Annotated in this window: 19 protein-coding genes and 1 pseudogene; 19 read left to right on the top strand and 1 reads right to left on the bottom strand. The window is 56.7% G+C overall.

Going from position 1 to position 22,103, the window contains the following annotated elements; all coding sequences use genetic code 11:
- Window positions 1-34 precede the first annotated feature (34 nt).
- The 9 genes from KGZ66_02555 to KGZ66_02515 all read left to right on the top strand — a co-directional run bounded on the left by KGZ66_02555 (window position 35) and on the right by KGZ66_02515 (window position 7,499).
- Window positions 35-1,642 (top strand): methylmalonyl-CoA mutase family protein, encoded by a 1,608-nt coding sequence (locus tag KGZ66_02555; protein MBS3984468.1) that lies wholly within the window; start codon window positions 35-37, stop codon window positions 1,640-1,642.
- A gap of 12 nt (window positions 1,643-1,654) precedes the next feature.
- Window positions 1,655-2,059: a cobalamin B12-binding domain-containing protein gene (locus tag KGZ66_02550; protein MBS3984467.1), complete on the top strand. Its 405-nt coding sequence runs from the start codon at window positions 1,655-1,657 to the stop codon at window positions 2,057-2,059.
- On the top strand, window positions 2,043-2,993 hold the full coding sequence (gene meaB, locus KGZ66_02545) for a methylmalonyl Co-A mutase-associated GTPase MeaB (GenBank protein ID MBS3984466.1): 951 nt from the start codon (window positions 2,043-2,045) through the stop codon (window positions 2,991-2,993). Before KGZ66_02550 ends, meaB begins: the two co-directional genes overlap by 17 nt.
- On the top strand, window positions 2,987-3,391 hold the full coding sequence (gene mce / locus KGZ66_02540; GenBank protein ID MBS3984465.1) for a methylmalonyl-CoA epimerase: 405 nt from the start codon (window positions 2,987-2,989) through the stop codon (window positions 3,389-3,391). The genes meaB and mce overlap by 7 nt, the downstream gene beginning before the upstream one ends.
- 18 nt (window positions 3,392-3,409) lie before the next feature.
- Entirely contained in the window at window positions 3,410-4,954 is a 1,545-nt protein-coding gene (locus KGZ66_02535) for a methylmalonyl-CoA carboxyltransferase (GenBank protein MBS3984464.1), read from the top strand.
- A gap of 11 nt (window positions 4,955-4,965) precedes the next feature.
- Window positions 4,966-5,307, top strand: coding sequence for an OadG family protein (locus KGZ66_02530; GenBank protein MBS3984463.1), 342 nt, complete (start codon window positions 4,966-4,968; stop codon window positions 5,305-5,307).
- A gap of 17 nt (window positions 5,308-5,324) precedes the next feature.
- A complete protein-coding gene (locus KGZ66_02525; GenBank protein MBS3984462.1) occupies window positions 5,325-5,756 on the top strand; it encodes an acetyl-CoA carboxylase biotin carboxyl carrier protein subunit in 432 nt (143 codons plus the stop codon).
- Window positions 5,757-5,851: 95 nt separating this feature from the next.
- Complete coding sequence (locus KGZ66_02520) at window positions 5,852-6,913, top strand: sodium ion-translocating decarboxylase subunit beta (protein ID MBS3984461.1); 1,062 nt, start codon at window positions 5,852-5,854, stop codon at window positions 6,911-6,913.
- Window positions 6,914-6,935: 22 nt separating this feature from the next.
- Window positions 6,936-7,499 carry a phosphate propanoyltransferase gene (locus KGZ66_02515; protein MBS3984460.1) on the top strand — a complete coding sequence of 188 codons (564 nt, stop codon included), beginning with the start codon at window positions 6,936-6,938 and terminating at the stop codon, window positions 7,497-7,499.
- A 53-nt stretch (window positions 7,500-7,552) separates the two neighbouring features.
- On the opposite strand, the gene KGZ66_02510 is transcribed toward KGZ66_02515, so the two are convergent.
- The gene (locus KGZ66_02510) at window positions 7,553-8,389 is read right to left on the bottom strand and encodes a YitT family protein (protein ID MBS3984459.1); all 837 of its coding nucleotides are present in this window, start codon (window positions 8,387-8,389) and stop codon (window positions 7,553-7,555) included.
- 488 nt (window positions 8,390-8,877) lie between these two features.
- Here KGZ66_02510 and KGZ66_02505 point away from each other — a divergent pair, with 488 nt between their 5' ends.
- The 10 genes and pseudogenes from KGZ66_02505 to mutL all read left to right on the top strand — a co-directional run bounded on the left by KGZ66_02505 (window position 8,878) and on the right by mutL (window position 22,098).
- Window positions 8,878-9,702 carry an aquaporin family protein gene (locus tag KGZ66_02505; GenBank protein MBS3984458.1) on the top strand — a complete coding sequence of 275 codons (825 nt, stop codon included), beginning with the start codon at window positions 8,878-8,880 and terminating at the stop codon, window positions 9,700-9,702.
- A gap of 36 nt (window positions 9,703-9,738) precedes the next feature.
- Window positions 9,739-11,235 carry a glycerol kinase GlpK gene (glpK, locus tag KGZ66_02500; GenBank protein MBS3984457.1) on the top strand — a complete coding sequence of 499 codons (1,497 nt, stop codon included), beginning with the start codon at window positions 9,739-9,741 and terminating at the stop codon, window positions 11,233-11,235.
- Window positions 11,236-11,316: 81 nt separating this feature from the next.
- A complete protein-coding gene (locus tag KGZ66_02495) occupies window positions 11,317-11,889 on the top strand; it encodes a glycerol-3-phosphate responsive antiterminator (GenBank protein ID MBS3984456.1) in 573 nt (190 codons plus the stop codon).
- Between the two features lie 67 nt (window positions 11,890-11,956).
- Window positions 11,957-13,396 (top strand): annotated as a pseudogene (locus KGZ66_02490) (NAD(P)/FAD-dependent oxidoreductase).
- 15 nt (window positions 13,397-13,411) lie between these two features.
- On the top strand, window positions 13,412-14,701 hold the full coding sequence (locus KGZ66_02485) for an FAD-dependent oxidoreductase (GenBank protein MBS3984455.1): 1,290 nt from the start codon (window positions 13,412-13,414) through the stop codon (window positions 14,699-14,701).
- A complete protein-coding gene (locus tag KGZ66_02480) occupies window positions 14,691-15,065 on the top strand; it encodes a DUF1667 domain-containing protein (GenBank protein ID MBS3984454.1) in 375 nt (124 codons plus the stop codon). The genes KGZ66_02485 and KGZ66_02480 overlap by 11 nt, the downstream gene beginning before the upstream one ends.
- An 81-nt stretch (window positions 15,066-15,146) precedes the next feature.
- On the top strand, window positions 15,147-16,235 hold the full coding sequence (locus KGZ66_02475) for a hypothetical protein (GenBank protein ID MBS3984453.1): 1,089 nt from the start codon (window positions 15,147-15,149) through the stop codon (window positions 16,233-16,235).
- A 247-nt stretch (window positions 16,236-16,482) separates the two neighbouring features.
- Window positions 16,483-17,826 carry a tRNA (N6-isopentenyl adenosine(37)-C2)-methylthiotransferase MiaB gene (gene miaB / locus KGZ66_02470; GenBank protein ID MBS3984452.1) on the top strand — a complete coding sequence of 448 codons (1,344 nt, stop codon included), beginning with the start codon at window positions 16,483-16,485 and terminating at the stop codon, window positions 17,824-17,826.
- On the top strand, window positions 17,823-20,399 hold the full coding sequence (gene mutS / locus KGZ66_02465) for a DNA mismatch repair protein MutS (GenBank protein MBS3984451.1): 2,577 nt from the start codon (window positions 17,823-17,825) through the stop codon (window positions 20,397-20,399). The genes miaB and mutS overlap by 4 nt, the downstream gene beginning before the upstream one ends.
- A gap of 7 nt (window positions 20,400-20,406) precedes the next feature.
- Window positions 20,407-22,098, top strand: a complete 1,692-nt coding sequence (mutL, locus tag KGZ66_02460) for a DNA mismatch repair endonuclease MutL (protein ID MBS3984450.1) — start codon at window positions 20,407-20,409, stop codon at window positions 22,096-22,098.
- Window positions 22,099-22,103 lie beyond the last annotated feature (5 nt).

The following is a 22,103-nucleotide window of genomic DNA, read 5'->3' as shown; positions in this document are numbered from 1 at the left end:
TATCCCCGGCATACCTTTGACAGGAGGTCAAACTATGGAGGAGAAGAAACCGTCCGAACGCAAGCGTTCATTCAGGAATACTTCGAACATTGAGATTAAGCGCGTATATACCGCGGAAGACTCAACTGGCAGCGACGGCGCCTTAGGGCTGCCGGGGGATTATCCTTTTACGCGTGGTGTGCAGCCGACGATGTACCGCGGGCGCTTCTGGACCATGCGCCAGTACGCGGGGATGGCTTCCGCCGAGGAGTCTAACGCTCGCTATCGCTATTTGCTGGAGCAGGGTCAAACAGGCCTCAGCGTCGCCTTTGACCTTCCTACCCAAATCGGCTACGACTCAGACCATGCCCTAGCACAGGGTGAGGTTGGTAAAGTCGGTGTAGCCATCGACTCGCTCGCAGACATGGAAGTGCTGTTTGGAGGCATTCCTCTAGACAAAGTCAGTACATCGATGACCATTAATGCGCCAGCCGCCGTGCTGTTGGCCATGTACATCGCCGTCGCCGAGAAGCAAGGGGTGTCCCCGGCCAAACTTAACGGCACCATTCAAAACGACATCTTAAAGGAGTATGCGGCGCGCGGCACGTACATTTTCCCGCCGGCACAAAGCATGCGCCTGATCACAGACATATTCGCCTATTGCTCCGAGCAGGTGCCGGAGTGGAATACTATCAGCATCAGCGGCTACCACATTCGGGAAGCCGGTTCCACTGCTGTGCAGGAAGCAGCCTTCACCCTTAGCAACGGCATTGCTTACGTTCAGGCGGCGCTCGACGCGGGACTGCGTGTTGACGATTTTGCCCCGCGCCTCTCGTTCTTCTTTAATTCCCACGTAGACTTCTTTGAGGAGATTGCCAAGTTTCGCGCTGCGCGTCGCTTGTGGGCTAAGATTATGCGCGAGCGTTTTGGGGCCACCAATCCACGCTCGCAGATGCTCCGTTTCCATACGCAGACCGGCGGCTCAACTTTGACAGCGCAGCAACCCGACAACAACATCATTCGCGTCACGCTGCAGGCGCTGGCGGCTGTGCTGGGGGGTACGCAGAGCTTACACACCAACTCGCGCGATGAGGCTCTCGCACTTCCAACCGAGGAATCTGTACGTATTGCGCTGCGCACGCAGCAGATCATTGCCTATGAGAGCGGCGTCGCCGACGTTGTAGACCCGCTAGGAGGCTCATACTATATCGAGAGCTTGACTAACGCTATAGAACAGGCTGCCGCAGCACAAATCGCCAGAATAGATGCCTGCGGCGGAGCCGTTCGCGCCATCGAGCTTGGGATAATGCAGCGAGACATTCAAGACAGCGCTTACGCTTGGCAACAGCAGGTAGAGAGCAAAGAACGTATTGTGGTCGGCGTAAATCAGTTTCAGGTGCGCGAAGGCGCACCGCGCGGACTTGAGCGCATAGACGCAAGCGTCGGCGAGAAACAGAAGGCCAAGCTCGCGAACCTAAAGGCGCGCCGGGACAACGCCAAAGTAGAAGAAGCACTCGCCATACTCGCCCGCACTGCCGCGTCCAAGGATAACCTAATGCCTGCGGTGCTCGAGGCCGTGCGCGCCTACGCTACGCTTGGCGAAGTGTGCGATGTGCTTAGGCGTGTTTTTGGCGAGTATCGCCCAGAAGAGACGCTGACGTAAGGGGTGGCGACGATGAGTGAACAAACTTTTATCCGTGTGCTTGTGGCCAAGCCCGGACTTGACGGGCACGACAGAGGCGCCAAGATTGTGGCACGTGCTTTGCGTGATGCAGGCATGGAGGTTATTTACACGGGACTGCGACAGACCCCGGAACAAATCGTGGAAGCGGCTATCCAGGAGGACGTCGATGTCGTAGCGCTGAGCTGCTTGTCCGGCGCCCACAATTACTTGTTCCCACGCGTTGTTGAGCTGCTTGGGCAACAGGGCGGCGGTGACATCTTGGTTGTGGGCGGGGGCGTTATCCCCGAAGATGACATTCCGGCCTTGCGTGCGAGCGGAGTAAAGGAAATCTTCACTCCCGGGGCGACCACGCAGGCAATAGTGGAGTTTATTCGCACCAATGTCGCGCGTCGATAGGTTAGTGCAAGGGTTTCGTCGCGGCGACATGCGCGCCTTAGCTCGCGCCATTTCCTTAGTAGAGGCGGGTGAGGCGCAGGGTGAGGAGCTCCTGGCGGAACTCGCACGCGTCGACAGAAGGGCCCGCTTAATCGGTGTCACCGGACCGCCCGGGGCAGGGAAAAGCACGCTGACGGCCAAGCTAGCTCAAGCATTGCTTGACCGCGGTGAGCGAGTCGCTTTGCTCTTGATTGACCCTTCCAGTCCGTTTACCGGCGGGGCAATCTTAGGTGACCGAATTCGCATGCACGATATTGTGGGACAGAGCGGCCTCTACGTCCGTAGCCTCGGTTCCCGGGGCAGTCTTGGCGGACTTTCTCGCGCTGTGCCACCTGTCGTGCAGTTACTGGAGTCCTTCGGCTTTGACACGGTTATTGTCGAGACTGTGGGAACCGGCCAGGCGGAGACAGATGTGGTAGAAGCCGTGGACTCCGTGGTAGTGGTGGCAGTGCCGGGCCTCGGCGACGATGTGCAGGCCATGAAGGCGGGTATTATAGAAATTGCCGATGTATGCGTAGTCAACAAAGCTGACCGCGAGGGAGCGGAGCGCACCGCGCGTCAGTTAGAGGAAGCCCTCAAGCTAGGACCTCGCTCCGTGCCTGTGCTAGCTACAATTGCCACTAGCGGCGTAGGAGTCGCTGCTCTGGTAAACGCGCTAGACGACCACTACCGGGCTATGGTGGCTGACGGTGAGCTCGCACAGCGGCGAAAGGCGCGACTGCGCAAGGCTCTCTACACATACACGTCGAGCATTGTCAATGGTCGCCTGGGGGAATGGCTCGAACATCGCCTAAGTTCCCTCTGGCCGGACATAGAAAGTGGGCAGGTCGATGTCTACACATGCGGCCGCAAGTTGGCTGCGGAGTTTCAAAGGGGGGGTGAGGAACAATGCTAGAGAAAATAGATCACTTAGGCATAGCGGTGAGGGACCTAAACACCGTGCTGGCGTTTTACACAGACAAACTCGGGTTGCCTTGCACGGGGGAAGAAGTTGTGGCCGAACAAAAGGTTAGGGTGGCGTTTTTGCCACTGGGGCAGACCAAGCTTGAGCTCTTGGAGTCGACCGCTCCCGACGGTCCGGTCGCTAAATTCATCGAGCAAAAAGGCGAGGGGATTCATCACGTGGCTATTCGCGTGGCAAACATCGAGGAGGCACTCGCTTCACTCAAGGCCAAGGGAGTTCGCCTAATCGACGAGAAGCCGCGCATAGGGGCACACGGCGCGAAGATCGCCTTTATCCACCCCAAGGAAAGCCACGGCGTGCTCATCGAGCTTTGCGAGAGATGCGAATAGCGAGGAGGCTAAGACCATATGTGGGAGAAGATTCAGGAGCTTGAGCAAAAGCGCAATACGCTAGCACTAGGCGGCGGCGAAAAGCGCATCCAAAAGCACAAGGCCCAAGGCAAGCTCACCGCGCGCGAGCGGATTAATTACCTGTTAGACCCGGAAAGCTTTATCGAGACAGACGTCTTCGTCAAGCACCGCTGCCATGACCTAGGTATGGCTGACACGGAAGCTCCGGGCGAAGGCGTGGTTACCGGTTATGGCACTATTGACGGTCGACTAGTCTACGTGGCGTCACAAGATTTTACTGTCCTCGGGGGTTCACTCGGTGAAGCACATGCGGCAAAAATCTGCAAAGTAATGGACTTGGCCGTAAAGAACGGGGCGCCGATGATTTGCATCAACGACTCCGGCGGCGCGCGCATTCAGGAGGGTGTGGACGCCTTAAATGGCTACGGCAACATTTTCTACCGCAACACGCTCGCCTCAGGCGTCATCCCGCAGATTTCGGTAATCATGGGACCTTGCGCCGGCGGAGCGGTGTACTCACCCGCCTTGACCGACTTTGTCTTTATGACTGCCGCCAACAGCCAAATGTTTATTACCGGACCACAGGTAATTAAGGCCGTCACGGGCGAAGATGTCACGATGGAGAATCTCGGCGGAGCCTCGGTGCACAATACCATTAGCGGTGTGGCACATTTTCTCGCCCAGACGGACGAGGACTGCTTAGCCCAAGTTCGCCGTCTCGTAGGGTTTATCCCCAGCAACAACCTTGACCCGGTGCCTTCCGTGTTAACCGGTGAGGCCGGGGAGCCAAGCGGCGACGCGCTGCTGGAAATTATTCCAGTTGAGCCAAACCGCGGCTACGACACGCGGGAGGTTATTGCTAACATTGTAGACGACGGCGATTTTCTCGAAGTCCAGCCTTTCTATGCGGAGAACATTGTAGTTGGTTTTGGACGCCTCAACGGTTTCCCTGTCGGCATCGTCGCCAACCAGCCCAAGGTCACCGCAGGCAGTTTGGACATTAATGCGTCGGACAAGGCTGCCCGCTTTATCCGCTTCTGCGACTGCTTTAACATTCCGCTCGTGACGTTCGTGGACACACCGGGATACCTCCCGGGTGTAGGCCAGGAATACGGCGGCGTGATTCGCCACGGCGCGAAGCTTCTGTACGCGTATTCCGAAGCTACAGTGCCCAAGATTACTGTCATTGTGCGCAAGGCCTACGGGGGAGCATACCTCGCGATGTGCAGTCGGGCGTTAGGCGCTGACGTCGTCTATGCCTATCCCACCGCAGAGATTGCCGTAATGGGGCCTGACGGCGCAGCCAATATCCTTTTTAAGGATGACATAGCCGCGGCAGAAAACCCGCAGGAGTTTCGCCAACAGAAAATCCGCGAGTACCGCGAGAAGTTCGCTAACCCCTATGTGGCTGCCGGCCGGGGCATGGTCGATGACGTGATAGACCCGCGCGATACACGCCGCGCCTTAATCAACGCTTTGTCCATGAGTGCGACCAAGCGCGAAAGCCGCCCCGCCAAGAAACATGGCAACATCCCACTTTAGGAGGCGACATTTTGACTAGCGAGCTGTATTTAGGTTTCAAAGTCACTTTCATAGGCATGACTATCGTGTTTAGCGCACTTTTCTTGTTGCAGTTAGTCATGCAAGCCATGCGATTGTTGTTCTACAAAGGCGAGCGCGCCGATGCGCCCGCAGAAGAGCCGGTGAAGGCTTCACTGCCGGCTTCCGCACCGGCAGAAGCGGCGGTATCGCGGTCTGTGTTGGCCGCCATTAGTGCCGCCATCTACGCTATGTTAGGCGGACGAAGCGCAAACATTGTCGCCATTCGCCGCGAGCAACCATCCGCTTGGCAACAGGCCGCGCGGACACAAGCCACATCGCGCCAGAGTGATTAGGAAGGGGACAGAGAGAAATGCCGAGAAAGTTTCGTATCGTTGTTAACGGTGAAGCATATGAGGTCGAAGTCGAGGAGTGTGGCACCAGCCAACCGACAGCTCCCCCCCTAGCGACGAGACCGCAAATGCCTGCTCCTTCTGTCGCTCCGGTAGCTCCTGTCGCACCGGTGGCTAAAGCCGCGGCGCCTGTTCCGGCTCCGCCTAAGGCTCCGACCGTCGCTGCCGCAGGCGGCGGAACCGGCGCGGTAGTCTGCCCCATGCCGGGTACAGTACTTGACGTCAAAGTGAAAGTAGGGGATGCGGTTAAGTATGGACAGCCTGTCCTCATACTCGAAGCCATGAAAATGGAAAACGAAATTGCCGCCACAGCTGACGGCACGGTGCGGGAAATTCGGGTGACCAAGGGCACTGCCGTTAATGCAGGTGAAGTCCTTGTGGTTATTGGGTAAAGGGAGGGCTTAACTTGCTAGGCGATATCGTCACAGTGCTAGTCGACCTCTGGGGGACAACCGGCTTCGCAAACATTACCCCAGGGCATCTCGTCATGATTTCTGTTGCCTGCTTTTTCCTGTACCTAGCCATTGCCAAGGGATACGAGCCACTCTTGTTGCTACCGATTGCCTTTGGCATGTTGCTAGTCAATATCCCGATGAGTGGCTTAATGACTCCCCCGAGCGAAGGCATCGCTGGCGGGCTCATGTATTACTTCTATCAAGGCGTTAAACTTGGTATATACCCTCCCTTAATTTTCTTAGGTGTCGGCGCGATGACGGATTTTGGGCCATTAATCGCTAACCCTAAGACCTTTTTCCTTGGGGCAGCAGCTCAGATTGGCATTTTTGGGACGTTTCTGGCGGCAGTCTTGCTGAACTTCACGCCGCAAGAGGCTGCCTCCATCAGCATTATTGGCGGGGCTGACGGTCCGACTGCGATTTTTCTTGCCGCACGCCTTGCTCCGCATCGCCTGGGCGCAATAGCGGTAGCAGCTTACTCCTATATGGCCTTAGTGCCGGTAATTCAGCCCCCGATTATGCGTCTACTTACTACCGATAAAGAACGTAAAACCGTTATGAAACAGCTACGAACAGTTTCTCAAGTGGAAAAAATCCTCTTTCCCATTATCGTTACAGTCTTGGTCAGTATGTTGCTTCCTCCTGCCACTCCGCTCGTCGGCATGTTAATGCTCGGTAACTTACTGCGGGAGTCCGGTGTAGTCGGTAGGCTATCAGATACTGCACAGAATACGCTAATGAATATTGTCGTGGTCTTCTTGGGCACTGCAGTAGGCGCTACCTCAAGTGCAGAATACTTCTTAAGACCTGAAACGCTTATGATTATGGCCTTAGGGCTCGTTGCCTTTGCCGTTGGTACAGCCGGCGGGGTTCTGCTCGGCAAATTAATGTATGTGCTGACAGGCGGCGAGATAAACCCATTAATAGGCTCAGCAGGTGTGTCTGCCGTGCCGATGGCCGCGCGCGTATCCCATAGCGAAGGACGCCGGGCGAATCCTAACAACTATCTCTTAATGCACGCCATGGGGCCTAATGTGGCGGGTGTAATCGGCTCAGCCGTGGCTGCGGGTGTGCTCTTATCGATGCTCGGATAATAAGCGAGAGGGGGCTCGAGTAATGCATATTCCGGTAGGCGTTTCTAGCCGCCATCTACACTTGTCCCCAGACCACGTGACCGCCCTTTTTGGCGCGCAGTACGAACTCGGTGCAGCGAAACCCTTGCGCCAACCGGGCCAGTACGCGGCGCATGAGACGGTTACGTTAGTGGGACCTAAGGGGCAAATCGAGGGGGTGCGAGTTCTAGGACCGACGCGTGCGGTAACACAAGTGGAAATCAGCCGCACGGATGCCGTCAAGCTAGGCGTAAAGCCGCCGGTACGCGAGTCCGGGGACTTAACAGGAGCAGCGGACATTGTGCTGCGTGGCCCCCGCGGCGAGGTCCTCGCGCCTGCGTCGACAATCCTAGCATGGCGACACATGCACCTGCATACAGCTGAAGCAGAACAGCTCGGCGTAAAGAGCGGGGCTTCGGTCAGCGTAGCAGTAAAAGGCACGCGCGCCGTTACCTTCCACAACGTGATCGTGCGCGTGAACCCGCAGTTTAAGGCCGAATTCCATATCGACACGGATGAAGCAAATGCCTGTGGCCTAGAAAACGGGGACATAGTAGAGATAGGCTAGAACCGTCTCGCCATCCGCTTGCCGCTGTCCGCGCGCGGGTGCACAATGGCCGTCTAGGGCAGCTCCACTTTAAAACCTTCCCCCAAGACTTCATGCGCATCGGTGATAACAATAAATGCGTTCGCGTCGACTTCCAGGACTACTCTTTTTGCGCGGGTGAGCTCTGTTCTCGCCACGACGCAAAACAGGGTAGTCCTTTCCTGTTTGCTGAAACCACCTTTGCTCGGGAGCAAAGTCACCCCGCGGTCGATTCTGCTTATAAGCGCATTGGCGATTGTCTCGCCGCGATCTGAGACGACAAACATCGCCTTGGCGGTGTAGAGCCCCTCCTGCACCACATCGATAGTTTTGGTGCAGACGAAGATGGCGATCAGAGCGTACATGGCATATTCCGCCGAAAACAAAATGCCCGCCACAATGACCACTAAGGCGTCAATAGCCAAAAGCGCGTCTCCAAGGCTGATGCCGCTGTAGTGAGCGGCTAGTTTGGCGGCAATGTCGGTTCCGCCGGTCGACCCCCGAAAACGAAACACGATGCCCATACCGATGCCTGTAACGACGCCGCCATAGAGCGCGGCCAAAAGGGGGTCCGTGGTCAGCGGTGCTATGCCTTGCGTGAAGCCTACGGCTACGACTAAGGACAAAGTGCCAAGCAGGGTGTAGGCGCCAAACCGGACACCAAAGACGCGTGACCCTGCAATCAGCAGGGGCGCGTTGATGGCCAGCAACACGACACTAGGAGGAATTCCAACCAAGTGCACCAGGATAGTGGCGATGCCGCTCGCTCCGCCTGCCGCAATGCGATTAGGGATAAGTAGATAGTTTAACCCGAGCGCCACAATCAGCGCACCGAATAGAATGCCGATGTAGTCCTTAATATTGCGAGACAAGTTGCGCCACCTCCCACGACGTTATTGTAGCATATGGTTGCACTTTGCACTTCGGGGGGAGGCGAGGGGGTTGCTAGCTACAAGAGGCAAGATGCGAGAAGCAAGAGGCAAGAGTGGCGAGGGTGCCTAGTGCCAAGTGCTCAGTGCCCAGTAGAGTCGTGTCGTGTGGTGACCGTCCTGCTCACAGCTTACGGCTCTTCTAACGCCTCACGCCTAAAGGCTAACGCCTCAAAGTTGTTCAGAAAAATTATTTTTCTTGTAAAGAAGGAATCCGAAAATGCATAGCGAAATACATGGTAATCGAGAATTCTGGACTGGAGTCTAAGAGAAAGTCCATGCACGCCTGTGCCGATAGCTAGGTGTGTTTGGGCTTTTGTGTCTTTTGGCTCTAGTGCGGGAACAGGTGAATGGGGGGTGTGCGCGAGAAAGGATGCGGGCGGAGGGCTACGGTCGACTTCTGTTACTCTAAAGAAGGAGGAGGTTATGTAATGACACCATTCATCGGAGAAGTAATCGGAACCATGATTCTCATCATCTTTGGCGGCGGCGTATGCGCCGGCGCAAGTCTCAAGAAAGTGTACTCGAACAGCCCGGGTTGGGTAGTCATAGCGCTGGCGTGGGGCCTGGCGGTCACCATGGCAGTCTTTGCCGTCGGCGGCATCAGCGGCGCGCATCTCAACCCCGCAGTAACCATCGCGCTTGCTATCAACGGTGCCTTCGATTGGGCCGATGTGCCTGCGTATATTCTCGCGCAAATGCTAGGCGCGATCATCGGCGCTGCGCTTGTGTTCTGCCACTACTTGCCGCACTGGGGGGCGACCGACGACGCGGGAGCCAAGTTGGGCGTTTTCTCTACCGGCCCGGCCATTAAGAGCACATACGCGAATCTATTCAGCGAAGTGTTTGGCACGTTTATGCTAATTCTTGGCCTGATGTTTATCGGCGCCAATCAGTTTACGCAAGGACTAACCCCGATAGCGGTCGGTCTCTTGATCGTAGCGATTGGTATGTCTCTAGGTGGGACTACCGGTTACGCCATCAATCCCGCGCGCGACCTTGGCCCGCGCATCGCCCACTTCCTGTTGCCTATCCCCGGCAAAGGTGACTCTAACTGGGGATACGCGTGGATTCCGGTGGTCGGCCCAATCTTGGGCGGGGCCTTTGGCGCAGTCTTCTATCAAGCTCTGTTTAAAGGTGAGTTTACGCCTGTGTTTTGGGTACTTGGTGCCGTGGTTGCAGGCATTTTAGGCTTAGCCTACACCACAGGCAAAGATGCATATGTGGAAAAGGGGTCTGCCAAACGCTCTGCCTAGAAACTCCCGGATAGTCTGTAAGAAGGAGAGTGTAGAATGAGTAAGAAGTATGTACTAGCGCTTGACCAAGGGACGACTAGCTCACGCGCTATTCTGTTCGACCAAGACTCAAACATTGTTTCGGTCGCGCAGAAGGAGTTTACGCAGCACTTCCCGCGCCCCGGTTGGGTAGAGCATGACGCCGAGGAGATTTGGAGTACGCAAATAGGCGTAGCGGGGGAAGCCATCGCTAAGGCGGGCATTAACCCGGCGGAGATTTCGGCCATCGGCATTACCAACCAACGCGAAACTACCGTCGTGTGGGACAAAGCGACCGGCAAGCCTATCTACAACGCTATCGTCTGGCAATCGCGCCAAACTATGGACATCTGCAACGACATTAAAGCAAAAGGGCTCGAACCGACCTTCCGCGCCAAGACCGGCCTAGTCGTGGACGCTTATTTCTCGGGCACCAAGGCTAAGTGGATTCTTGACAACATCAACGGCGCGCGGGAGAGAGCAGAGAAGGGCGAAATCCTCTTTGGCACCATCGACACTTGGCTGATCTGGAAGCTTACCGGAGGAAAGGTGCACGTGACCGACTACTCGAACGCGTCCCGTACACTGATGTACAACATCAAGGAGCTAAAGTGGGATCCAGAGATCCTTAAGATTCTCGATGTGCCGGCATCCATGCTACCCGCAGTGCGCCCGTCGAGCGAAGTATATGGCCACACTGACCCGAACGTCTTCCTCGGTGCCGCAGTGCCTATTGCCGGCGCCGCAGGCGACCAACAGGCTGCGCTCTTCGGGCAGACCTGCTTTAAGCCGGGCATGGCCAAAAACACCTACGGCACCGGTTGCTTCATGTTGATGAACACGGGCGAGAAAGTCTATGAATCAAAGAACGGTCTCCTGACGACTATTGCCTGGGGGCTCGACGGCAAGGTCGAGTACGCACTTGAGGGCAGCATCTTCGTCGCCGGGTCTGCCGTACAGTGGCTGCGCGACGGGCTCAAACTCATTGAATCCGCTCCGGATTCCGAGTACTTTGCCCAGAAGACGAAAGATGCCGAAGGCGTATATGTCGTGCCTGCTTTTGTGGGCATGGGCGCGCCCTACTGGGACATGAAGGCTCGCGGTGCCATTTTAGGGCTAACCAGGGGAACAACTAAGGCCCATGTAGTGCGGGCCACGCTTGACTCCATGGCCTATCAGACTAAAGATGTGCTCAGCGCTATGGAAGCCGACTCCGGCATTAAGCTGCAGGCACTCAAAGTCGACGGCGGCGCAGTCATGAACGGTGTGCTTATGCAGTTCCAAGCGGACGTGCTCGACGTGCCGGTCGACCGTCCCGAGGTAACGGAAACAACGGCCCTAGGTGCCGCCTATCTGGCCGGACTTGCCGTAGGGGTGTGGAAGAGCAAGGAAGACCTCGTCAGCAAGTGGCAACTCAACAAGCGCTTCGCTCCCTCTATGCCCACCGGTCAGCGTGAGAAGCTGTATCAGGGATGGAAGAAGGCCGTCAAACGCGCCCTCGACTGGGAGGAGTAGAATCAGTTTAGGGATGGGGTTCCGGCAGTGCCTTAAATCGCTGCCGGTCCCCCTTAAAGAGAAAGGGAGTTAGTCGTGGTAATTCCAACTTCCAAGATAGTGGGCAACCAACCGATTGTGCCGGCTCCGCGTAATAGCGAACACTTCCGCTTAGCTTTAAGCAGTACCCCGGCCAACAGCGTTATTGCCCTGTTTGGCGACATTAACGAACTGCCTACACTCGTCGCCGAAGCAAGCAAATGGCGAAAGCGCCTGATTATTCACTTTGACCTTTGTGACGGCCTAGGCAAAGACCGCGCGGGCCTTAAGCTAGTTGCCAAACTCGGGGTCACGGCCGTCGTCACCACTAAGGCGCAGCTCGTTAGACTCGCGCAAGAAGAAGGTATCTTGGTTATCCAACGGCTGTTTCTCGTGGATTCGGAGTCTTTGCGCACCGGGCTCAATCTGCTCAAGCATACTAGGCCGGATATGCTGGAAGTATTGCCGGCAGTAGTTCCGGCACCCATTATCGCTAATTTGCTGACTCAGACGCGACTGCCGGTTATGGCGGGGGGACTGCTATCCACGCGCGATGAAGTACTGCGTGTGCTAAAGAGCGGTGTCACTGCCGTAAGCACGAGTCGCCCCGAGCTGTGGAGTATAAACGAAGTATAAGGCAACTGACAAATCTGTACGTGGGCGGAGAATAAGAGACGGTCCCGGTAATGTGGAGGAAGTGGACTTGACAAGAACAACAAGAGCCGACGTCGTTATAGTAGGTGGCGGAATAGTGGGTAGTGCCATAGCCCGCGAGCTTTCGCGCTATAACCTACGCGTCGTCGTGCTGGAAAAGCATCCTGACCTAGGTATGGGGACATCTAAAGCCAACAGCGGCATCCTCCATGCCGGGTTTGACGCGCTGCCTGGGACGCATAAAGCCTCGCTCAATGTGCGCGGCAATGCGCTGTATCACGAACTGGAGGCGGAGCTTGGCATCCGTCTTAAGTGGATTGGCTCCCTCGTCGTGGCGTTAGATGAGCACGACCTTGCCGTGCAGAGCGACTTGCTGCGGCGGGGCAAAGCGAACGGCGTGCCTAGGCTCGAGCTAATTTCTCGGGATACGCTCCTTGAATTGGAACCACACATCACCAAGACAGCTCTAGGCGCTTTGTGGGCGCCTACCGCCGGTATCGTATCGCCGTTTGATGCTACCTTGGCCTTTGCCGAGAATGCGGTACAGAACGGCGTTACTGTGTTACGCGAGCACGCGGTGGAGCAAATTGTAGTCAACGGAAACGCAGTAGCCGGAGTCGTCACCGCACACGGTTACATCGAAACCACCTGGATAATCAACGCTGCCGGGGTACACGCGGGCAGCATAGCGGCCCTAGTCGGCGACGATAGTGTGGCCATTACACCGCGCAAAGGCGAGTACCTCCTTTTTGACAGCACACTTGAGGACTGTGTTAAGTCCGTGCTTTTCCCCACACCGACAAAGGTGTCTAAAGGCATTGTCGTCGGGCCAACGGTGCACGGCAACTTGTTTATCGGTCCGAATGCCGCCAATGTCAGCGACCCAGAGGACCTAGCTACCACGGCCATAGGACTTTCAGAAATCATAGACGGGGCCAAGAAGCTTGTTCCTTCCCTGCCGCTAGGGGCAGTAATCACTCAGTTTGCTGGGTTGCGTGCCGTCGCACAACATGATGACTTTATCATCGGCCCGTCGCCCGTTGTACGCGGTCTAATACATGCTGCCGGCATCCAGTCGCCCGGCCTCACTGCCGCGCCGGCTATTGCCGAAAGGACGGTCGATATCCTGCGCGAGCTAGGCCTTCATCTTAAGCCTAATCCGCGTTTTATGCCCTTAAGGCCAGCCCATCTTTCCTATAAGGAACACGGAGAGCCGGGCAGGAGGCACCTGTTTGCCCTAAACCCGCTGCATGGCAGGATTATCTGTCGCTGCGAGGGCGTGACTGAGGCCGAAATCGTTTCTGCCATTCACGCACCATGCCCCGCACATACACTAGACGCCGTAAAAGTGCGTACGCGGGCCGGGATGGGACGCTGTCAAGGTGGCTTCTGTGGGCCGCGGACCTCGGCACTGCTAGCAAGAGAGCTTGGCTTGCCGCTTAGCTCCGTACGCAAAGACACTTCGGAGTCCTTCCTATATTTTCCTCGGCGCGGAGGCCACCCCGTGGCAGACACAAGACCGGAATTTGACGTCGCCGTCATCGGCGGAGGACCGGCAGGACTAGCGGCCGCGCTGGCCGCGCGCGAACGAGGCGCCAAGCGCGTCGTCATCATGGAAAGGGACAGGGAACTCGGGGGCATCCTGAACCAGTGCATACACAATGGCTTTGGGCTGCACCGCTTTAACGAGGAGCTGACGGGGCCGACCTACGCACAGCGCTACATTGATATGGTACTGGCTGATGCCGCGATCACTGTGTATCTTGATACGATGGTGCGCCAGGTTAGACCTGGGTTTCAGGTACTTGTCTCAAGTGCTGCGCACGGTCCTATGGAGGTTGCTGCGCGCGCAGTGGTGCTGGCGATGGGCTGCCGTGAGCGAACGCGAGGGGCGATTCGCATCCCAGGCAGTCGCCCGGCCGGTGTTTTTACCGCCGGTGCCGCGCAACGCATCGTTAACATGGAGGGATACCTCCCAGGCAAGAAAATAGTGGTGCTCGGGTCGGGCGATATTGGCCTCATTATGGCCAGACGACTGACACTTGAGGGTGCTAAGGTACTGGCGGTAGTTGAGATTATGCCCTACTCCAACGGCCTGACGCGAAACATCGTACAATGCCTTGAGGATTACGATATACCTCTGTACCTATCACATACCGTAACCGAAGTGCACGGCAAGGACCGCGTCACCGGAGTAACGGTAGCCAAGGTAGACGAGAACAAGAGCCCCATACCCGGAAGCGAGTTCGCCTTGGATTGCGATTGCCTGTTGTTGTCGGTCGGCCTCATCCCCGAGAACGAGCTATCACGCGAGTTAGGAGTTCTGTTTGACCCCGTTACCTTGGGCCCGGTTGTCGACCAGTTTCGCCACACTTCAGTACCGGGCATATTTGCGGCAGGTAATGTCCTGCACGTCCATGACTTAGTAGATTTCGTCTCGGAGGAGAGCGAGTTAGCCGGCCGGGCAGCAGCCGATTTTGCGGCCGGCAACATGCCGCCCACTTGTCAGACGTTATCCGTCAGGGCAGGTGAAGGAGTGCGCACCGTCGTACCACAGAAGATCGCACTGCCAGCGGGAGCAGAAGACACAATACGCCTCTACTTGCGTGCCACAATTCCACTACAGCGATGCACTCTGACCGTAACCTCCGGACACCAGACGCCCTTAACGAGAAGATTCCCTGTGGCCAAGCCAAGCGAAATGATTACTGTAGATGTCAATGCGCTATCGCTGGCAGAGGGCGCTAACGAGCTGTGCGTGTCACTGCGGGAGGTAGAGAAGCATGAGCGCTAATCGCAAGCTAATCTGCATCGTCTGCCCCATCGGTTGCATCGGCGAGGTATGCATCGCAGACGGGCAAGTCGCTTCCATGCAGGGCTTTATCTGCGAGCGAGGCAAGAGCTATGCTTATGCAGAGTCTACAAATCCGTTGCGCATGTTGACGACTACGGTGCGCGTCAGAGGGGGCGTACTGCCGCTATTGCCGGTAGTATCCGCCGGTTCTTTGCCTAAAGCCTGCGTACCCGTAGGTGTACAACTTCTCAGCGAAATTATCGTTGACGCCCCCATCAAAGTCGGTCAAGTCATCTTTCCGGACCTACTGGGGTTAGGCGTCGACATTGTCGCCAGCCGGGACTTGCCTGCGCGACCGATTTAACTCGTTCACCCTCACCTGCCGCATTGCCCACCGATATGGTAAGATGGTAGGGTAGTACCAAGCGAGGTGGGTGTTCGCTAGATGAACGTAATGGTGTTTTCCGCGTCCATAGGTCACGGCCATAATCAAGTTGCAGAGGCACTAGCCCAAGAGGCAAAACGTCAGGGCCACACCGTGCAGTTGATTGACGGGTTAGATTTTGTCAGTCCCTTTCTCTCGAAGGTGCTATTGGAAAGCTACTTAAAGATGTTGCGCTATACGCCGAGCGTCTACGGCAAGCTGTACCAGTGGACAGAAGAACCGATGCTGTACGACTTTACTTCCGTTATCAATAAACTTTTGTGCCGAAAGTTTAAGCGACTCTTAACGCAACACCGCCCCGATGCGATACTGTGCACGCACAGCTTCCCAGCGGGGCTATTGTCCGCGCTTAAACTAAGGCTAAACGCACCCGTGCGTCTCGTCGCGGCGGTCACCGACTTCACAGTGCACTATACTTGGGTTAACCCGGCGATAGACACGTATGTACTTGCTTCCCACAAATTAGTCCCACTTATCCGCCAGCTTGGCGTGCCGGAAGCAGCTCTCGCTCCACTGGGCATCCCGATTCGCCCGCAGTTCGCGACTCCTCCCAGCAAAAGTGAGGCGCGTCTAGCCTTAGGCCTCTCCCACAGGCCTACGGTGCTACTCATGGGCGGGGGACTCGGGATGGGAACGCCGTCAGAGATGGTACGCTTACTAGATAGCTCACTAGCCGATTGCCAGATAATTGTACTCGCCGGAACCAACGAGGCTTTGTTGCGCGAGCTCAAGGCGGCTCGCTTTGTCAATCCCGTCATGGTCTTAGGCTTCGTCGAGAACGTCGAAGTCTATATGGCCGCCGCGGATGTGCTGGTAACCAAGCCGGGCGGGGTAACATGCGCCGAAGCTTTGGCCATGGCCGTACCACTGGTTTTTGTGTCACCTATCCCCGGGCAAGAGTGGCGAAATTCCACTTTTCTCGTGGAAAACCTCGCGGCTATTCACTTTGATGAATCGACCTTAGCTCCGAAGCTTGCCGACCTCATCTACGATGAGGTGAGGCTTTCGTGTATGTCGCGTATGGCGCGGGAGCTAGCTCGCCCCCATGCCGCGCGGGACATTGTGGAGCTGTTACAGCAGGGAAGGTAGATGCGGAGAAAGCGGAGGAGGTGCTGGCTCCTAGCTCTTGGCTGCTGGTAGAGGGAAGTGCCTAGTGCCCAGTGCCTAGTGCTCAGTGCCCAGTAGAGCGGTATCGCAAGTGGTGACCGGTTCCGCTGACAACCCCTAGTTCATGATTCAAGATTGCTGATTCATGATTGCCCCCTTCACAGCTCACCGCTCAAAGCTCACAGCCACGCGCTGACAACCCCTAGTTCATGATTCATGATTCCACACAATGGAGGCCAACATGAAGTACTTCTTTCACATTTTCGGGTGTCAAATGAATGAAGCAGATGCGGAGGTCTTAGCAGGTTTCCTCGTCAACATGGGGTACAGCGAGGCCAAGACGGAGGCAGAAGCCGACATTATCCTACTCATAACCTGCTGTGTACGCGAGCATGCCGAAAGCAGAGTGTACGGCAAACTAGGGGAACTGGCGCGACTAAAACAAGAGAAGCCCGCATTAATAATTGGCATTTCGGGCTGTATGCCCCAACAAGACGACGTGGCGAAGAGCCTGCGCGCTAAGTTCCCTTACCTTGACCTCATTTTTGGCACGCATAACTTGCCCGACTTCCCGCGCCTACTTGAGGAAGTGCAGGCAGGTGGAAGTCAAGTTCTAGCGGTCTTAGATGAAGCAGGTGAGGTGCGCGAGGACTTGCCGCGCTTAAGGCAGGATGGACTTAAGGCCTGGGTGACGATTATGTACGGCTGCAACAACTACTGCACGTACTGCATTGTGCCTTACGTGCGGGGGCGCGAACGCAGCCGCTCGCTTGACGCCATTGTCGCGGAAGTGCGCGCGCTCGCCGAGCATGGCTGCCGTGAAGTTACCTTGCTCGGTCAAAACGTAAACTCCTATGGCCGCGACCTCGCACCTTTGGTAAGGGTAGATTTTGCTGACCTGCTTACCGCCATAGGCAAGGTGCCCGGTGTCGCCCGCGTGCGCTTTATGACCTCACACCCACGCGACTTCTCCGACAAGCTGATAGCTGCGGCTGCCAACACGCCGGCTGTTTGCGAGCACTTTCACCTACCTGTCCAAAGCGGCAGCAATGCCGTTTTGGCCAGAATGAACCGAGGTTACACGCGTGAAGCATACTTAGCCCTCGTGCAAAGACTCCGGAGCAGAGTCCCCCATGCGGCCATTACTACCGACATCATCGTCGGGTTTCCGGGCGAGACAGAGCAAGACTTTGCCGATACTTTGGCACTGGTGCGGGAAGTTGGCTTTGACTCTGTCTTTGCCTTCGCCTACTCGGCGCGCAGCGGCACGCCGGCAGCAGATTACGCGGAGCACCTCCAAAAGCCTGAAAAGAGCATGCGCCTCAAGCAGTTGATAGAGACAGCCAACGCCATTGCTCTCGAGCGCAACCAGAAACTTGCCAACCAAGTGGTGGAAGTGCTCGTGGAGGGACCAAGTAAGACTAATCCGGACAGGTTAACCGGCAGGACACGCACCAACAAACTAGTGCACATAAACAATGAGCCCGACTTAGTGGGCAAACTCCTCGATGTACGCATAACGAAGGTGCAAACGTTTAGCCTATTGGGCGAGCGGGTCGGGGTAGGGCGATGAGCGGCTACACTCCCATGTTGCAGCAGTATCTCGAGATTAAAGCAGAGCACCCGCATTCCGTCCTGTTCTTTCGTCTCGGGGATTTCTACGAGATGTTTTTTGAAGATGCCAAGCTAGCTTCTCGCGTCCTAGAGATTACACTGACTGCGCGCGAGGGCGGCGCGGCCGGGAAGGTGCCTATGTGCGGCGTACCCTATCACGCCGCCGACAGCTATGTGGCTAAGCTGCTCGCCGCAGGGCACACGGTGGCGATTTGTGAACAGACCGAAGACCCGAGTTCTGCTAAGGGCTTAGTCAGGCGAGAGGTCGTGCGCACGATTACCCCGGGCACACACGCAGATTGCGCGCCCGATACGTCAAACTACATCGTGGCTTGGGTACAGGATGGCCAAAACCTCGCTTTGGTGGCGGTGGAGTTTACCACCGGTTCGGTCGATGTCTATAGCGGGAGCGCCATTGCCGAGTCCACTGCGCAAGAGCTATTTCGCATAATGCCGCGGGAAGCGCTAGTGCCGCGTCAGGAAATACCCCCTAGCATTGACAAAGCGCTAGCGTTTAGCGGGGCTTTGCGGCATCCTCAGGCCGGCTTAGAACTCGCCGAAGCGCGTGTGTTATGTGGGGAACTCACGGCGTGTGAAGGCGTTTCGCCGCCCGAGACTTTGGCCCTCGGCGAAATCGTACATTACCTCAAACAGATTGGCATAAGTAGTTTTGGGCACTTTACTGCGCCTCGTCTCAATGCGCGCACGCAGGTGATGGCGCTTGACGCGGTGACGCGCCGCAACCTCGAGCTAACGCGGACTATGCGCCAAGGTGACCGCGCTGGGTCTTTGCTCTGGGTGCTCGACCACACCGTCACTTCCATGGGGGCGCGGTTGTTGCGTCAATGGATTGAGCAGCCCCTGACATGGCTACCTGAGATTCTGCGCCGCCAGGAGGCCGTAGAGGAGCTGACAGGCGGGCAGATGCGCCACGCCTTGCGCTCGGCTCTCGACTTGGTCTATGACCTGGAACGCCTGCTTAGCCGCATTGCTACAGCCACGGCTACGCCACGGGAACTGCTAGCTATAGCTAAGTCGCTTTCAGCCGTAATAGACGTCAACACTGCCTTGTCGGGCGCACGTTGTCCCCTGCTGCAAGAGGTCAGCCACAGCCTTGACCCTCACCCGAGTCTAACGCAACTGCTGCTTGAGGCGCTTAATGACGAGCCTCCGCCGACCGCGCGTGAGGGCGGCATCATTCGCGACGGATATAGCGCCGAGATAGACCGGCTGCGCAAGCTAACTAGGGACGGGAAAGGCTACCTCGCCGAACTCGAGGCGAGGGAGCGGGCGACGACCGGCATTAAGTCTCTTAAAGTAGGCTTTAACCGCGTGTTTGGCTATTATCTAGAGGTAACCAAAAGCAACCTCGCCGATGTCCCCGCACATTACCACCGCAAGCAGACGTTAGCTAATGCGGAGCGCTACATTACCGAGGAACTCAAACAACATGAGAGTGCGGTGTTGACGGCAGAAGAGCGCATGGTAGCGCTTGAGGCGCAGGAGTTTACGGGGCTCTGCGGCAACGTAGCTTCTTCTGCCCAATCAATCGTCCAAGTAGCGCGCGAACTGGCCAGGCTCGACGCCCTGCAGTCCTTAGCCGAGGCAGCGAGCCGCTACCGCTATGTGCGACCGCGCGTAACAAGTGGAAACACCATCGTCATCAACGCCGGACGTCATCCGGTGGTGGAGCGTCTTGTCGGCACACACGCCTTTGTGCCCAACGACACCGAGTTTGACAACGGTGAAGTGGCCATCATCACCGGCCCGAACATGGCCGGAAAATCGACGTACATGCGTCAGGTCGCTCTAATCGTCTTAATGGCGCAAATGGGCAGCTTCGTCCCTGCCGCGCGCGCCGTAATTGGCATCGCAGACCGAGTGTTTACCCGCGTCGGTGCGGCTGACGACTTATACAGTGGGCAAAGCACCTTTATGGTGGAAATGACGGAGACAGCATTGGCCTTGCGGGAAGCTACTGCTAACAGCCTCTTGCTGTTCGATGAGGTGGGGCGTGGAACTAGCACGTACGACGGCATGGCCTTAGCGCGTGCGATTATGGAGTACGTGCATGACCAACTGAGAGCACGCACGCTCTTCTCTACCCATTATCATGAGCTAACGAATCTTGCGGACAAGCTCGAGCGTTGTCGCAACTACACCGTAGCCGTTCTCGAGCAAAACAGAGAGATTACTTTTCTGCGCCGGGTAACTCCTGGGAAAGCCAGCAAGAGCTACGGCATTCACGTGGCCGAGCTAGCTGGGTTGCCCCGACGCGTCACCGAAAAGGCGTATGCCCTGCTAAAGGAACTTGAACAGACGCGGCGTCTAGCCCGCGAGCAGACAAACTTCTTTGACTATGTAGCAGAGAGCGCCGCCGCCCTGCCAACAGAAGACCCAAAGGTGGAGCTTGCCCTAGAGCTGTTCAGGGAAGTAGAGCAGCTTAACCCCGAACTCCTTTCGCCCTTGCAGGCATTAAATTTCCTGTTTGAGCTTAAACGGCGGACGTCAAGCGAGCAGACCGTGAGGTGAAGCCTTGATGGGAATTAGAGTTTTAGCTCTCGATGTAGTAAACCAAATCTCGGCCGGCGAGGTGGTGGAGAGACCGGCTTCCGCTGTCAAAGAGCTAGTGGAGAATGCCCTCGATGCAGAAGCTACTGATATCACCGTGGAAATTCTAGGTGGCGGTCTACGCTTAATCAGAGTGACCGACAATGGCCACGGCATGGACAAAGACGACCTCGCCGTCTCTGTATTGCGCCATGCGACGAGCAAACTAAGCACCCTGAATGACCTCTTCTACCTGACGACCCTAGGCTTTCGCGGCGAGGCGCTGCCAAGTATTGCCGCGGTCAGCCACTTGTCCATAAAAAGCCGCAGGCGAGAAGCCGAGCATGGGCAACTTTTGGTGTGTCAGGCTGGCGAACAACAAGCCATGCAGGCGGTGGGTATGCCGCAGGGCACAATTGTCGAGGTGCGAGAGCTTTTTGCTAATACCCCAGCTAGGCTTAAGTTTATGAAAAGTGCCGCTCAGGAAGCGCAGCGTATCGCGCAGAGCATGGAGCGCCTAGCCCTCTCGCATCCCGCCGTACGCTTCACTCTTCTTTTGGATGGGCGTATGGTTTTGCAGTCCCCCGGCACCAACAGCCTGCTAGACGCCGCAGCGGCTGTAATTGGCAGTGAGGCAGCGAGACACCTATGGGCTTTTGACGAGGCGGGAGGCAGATATATATCTCTCTCTGGTGTGCTGGCGCGGCCCACCCTAACGCGCCACAATCGCGGTTGGCAGTACTTCTTCCTTAACGGGCGGTGCATCGAGCATCGCGGGCTCGCCTTTGCCCTAGACGAGGCCTATCGCACGCTCACACCTCCGAAGCGCTTTCCTGTGGCGATACTGCATATCACCATGGACCCGCGCGAAGTGGACGTCAATGTACACCCCGCCAAAACAGAAGTAAGGTTTAGGGACGAGCGTGCCGTGGTCTCCGCAGCAATATCTTTGCTCAAGAGCAAAGTTCTGGCCATAAGCAAAGTGAGCTCGCAGGCCCTGACAACTCCGCCGATGAAAGCCTCGGGCTTGGTCGCGCATGAAGACGCTCCGCTTGCGTTGACTCCCGTTAGTTTTATGCCTTCTGCCGCAGAGTCACCGGCTCAGGTGACCTATTTACCGCGCGTGCCGTATCGCTGTTTGGGGCAAGTGCTACAGAGCTATTTGCTCGTCGAGAGAGATGGCAAGTTGGTAATTGTAGACCAACACGCGGCGCATGAGCGTATTCTGTTTGAGGAGCTCCTGCAAAAGGCGACTCTAGAGGTGCTTTCTCTAGCCATTCCGATTGCTGTCGACCTAGGCACGGCAGTCGTATCCGAAGAACGCCTCGCCGCCCTCAACGCGGTCGGCATTACTTGCGAGCCCTTTGGCGGCAACACTTACCTCGTGCGCAGCTTCCCCGCCGTGTATCGCGGCTACTTTGATGAGCAGGCTTTGCGCGAGCTCCTAACCGACTTAGACGAGGACAAAGCGAAGCTTGACCGAGAGGTTAGAATGGCCCAGGCGCTAGCCTGCCGCGCTGCCATTAAGGCCAATACGAAGCTCACACCCGCGGAAATGGTGGAGCTACTAGACAGGCTCTATGCTACTGACCGCAGTGTGACCTGTCCACACGGCCGCCCTGTGGAGATTGAATACACGGGTGACGAGCTCTTCCGGCTTTTTCACCCCAGTGCGAGGTAATGTGC

The organism is Selenomonadales bacterium, from assembly GCA_018335585.1.
In the GTDB taxonomy this organism is placed as follows: Bacteria; Bacillota; UBA994; order UBA994; family UBA994; genus UBA994.
The sequence above is the reverse complement of the archived record's forward strand: the minus strand, read 5'-3'. Positions and strand labels throughout refer to the sequence as shown.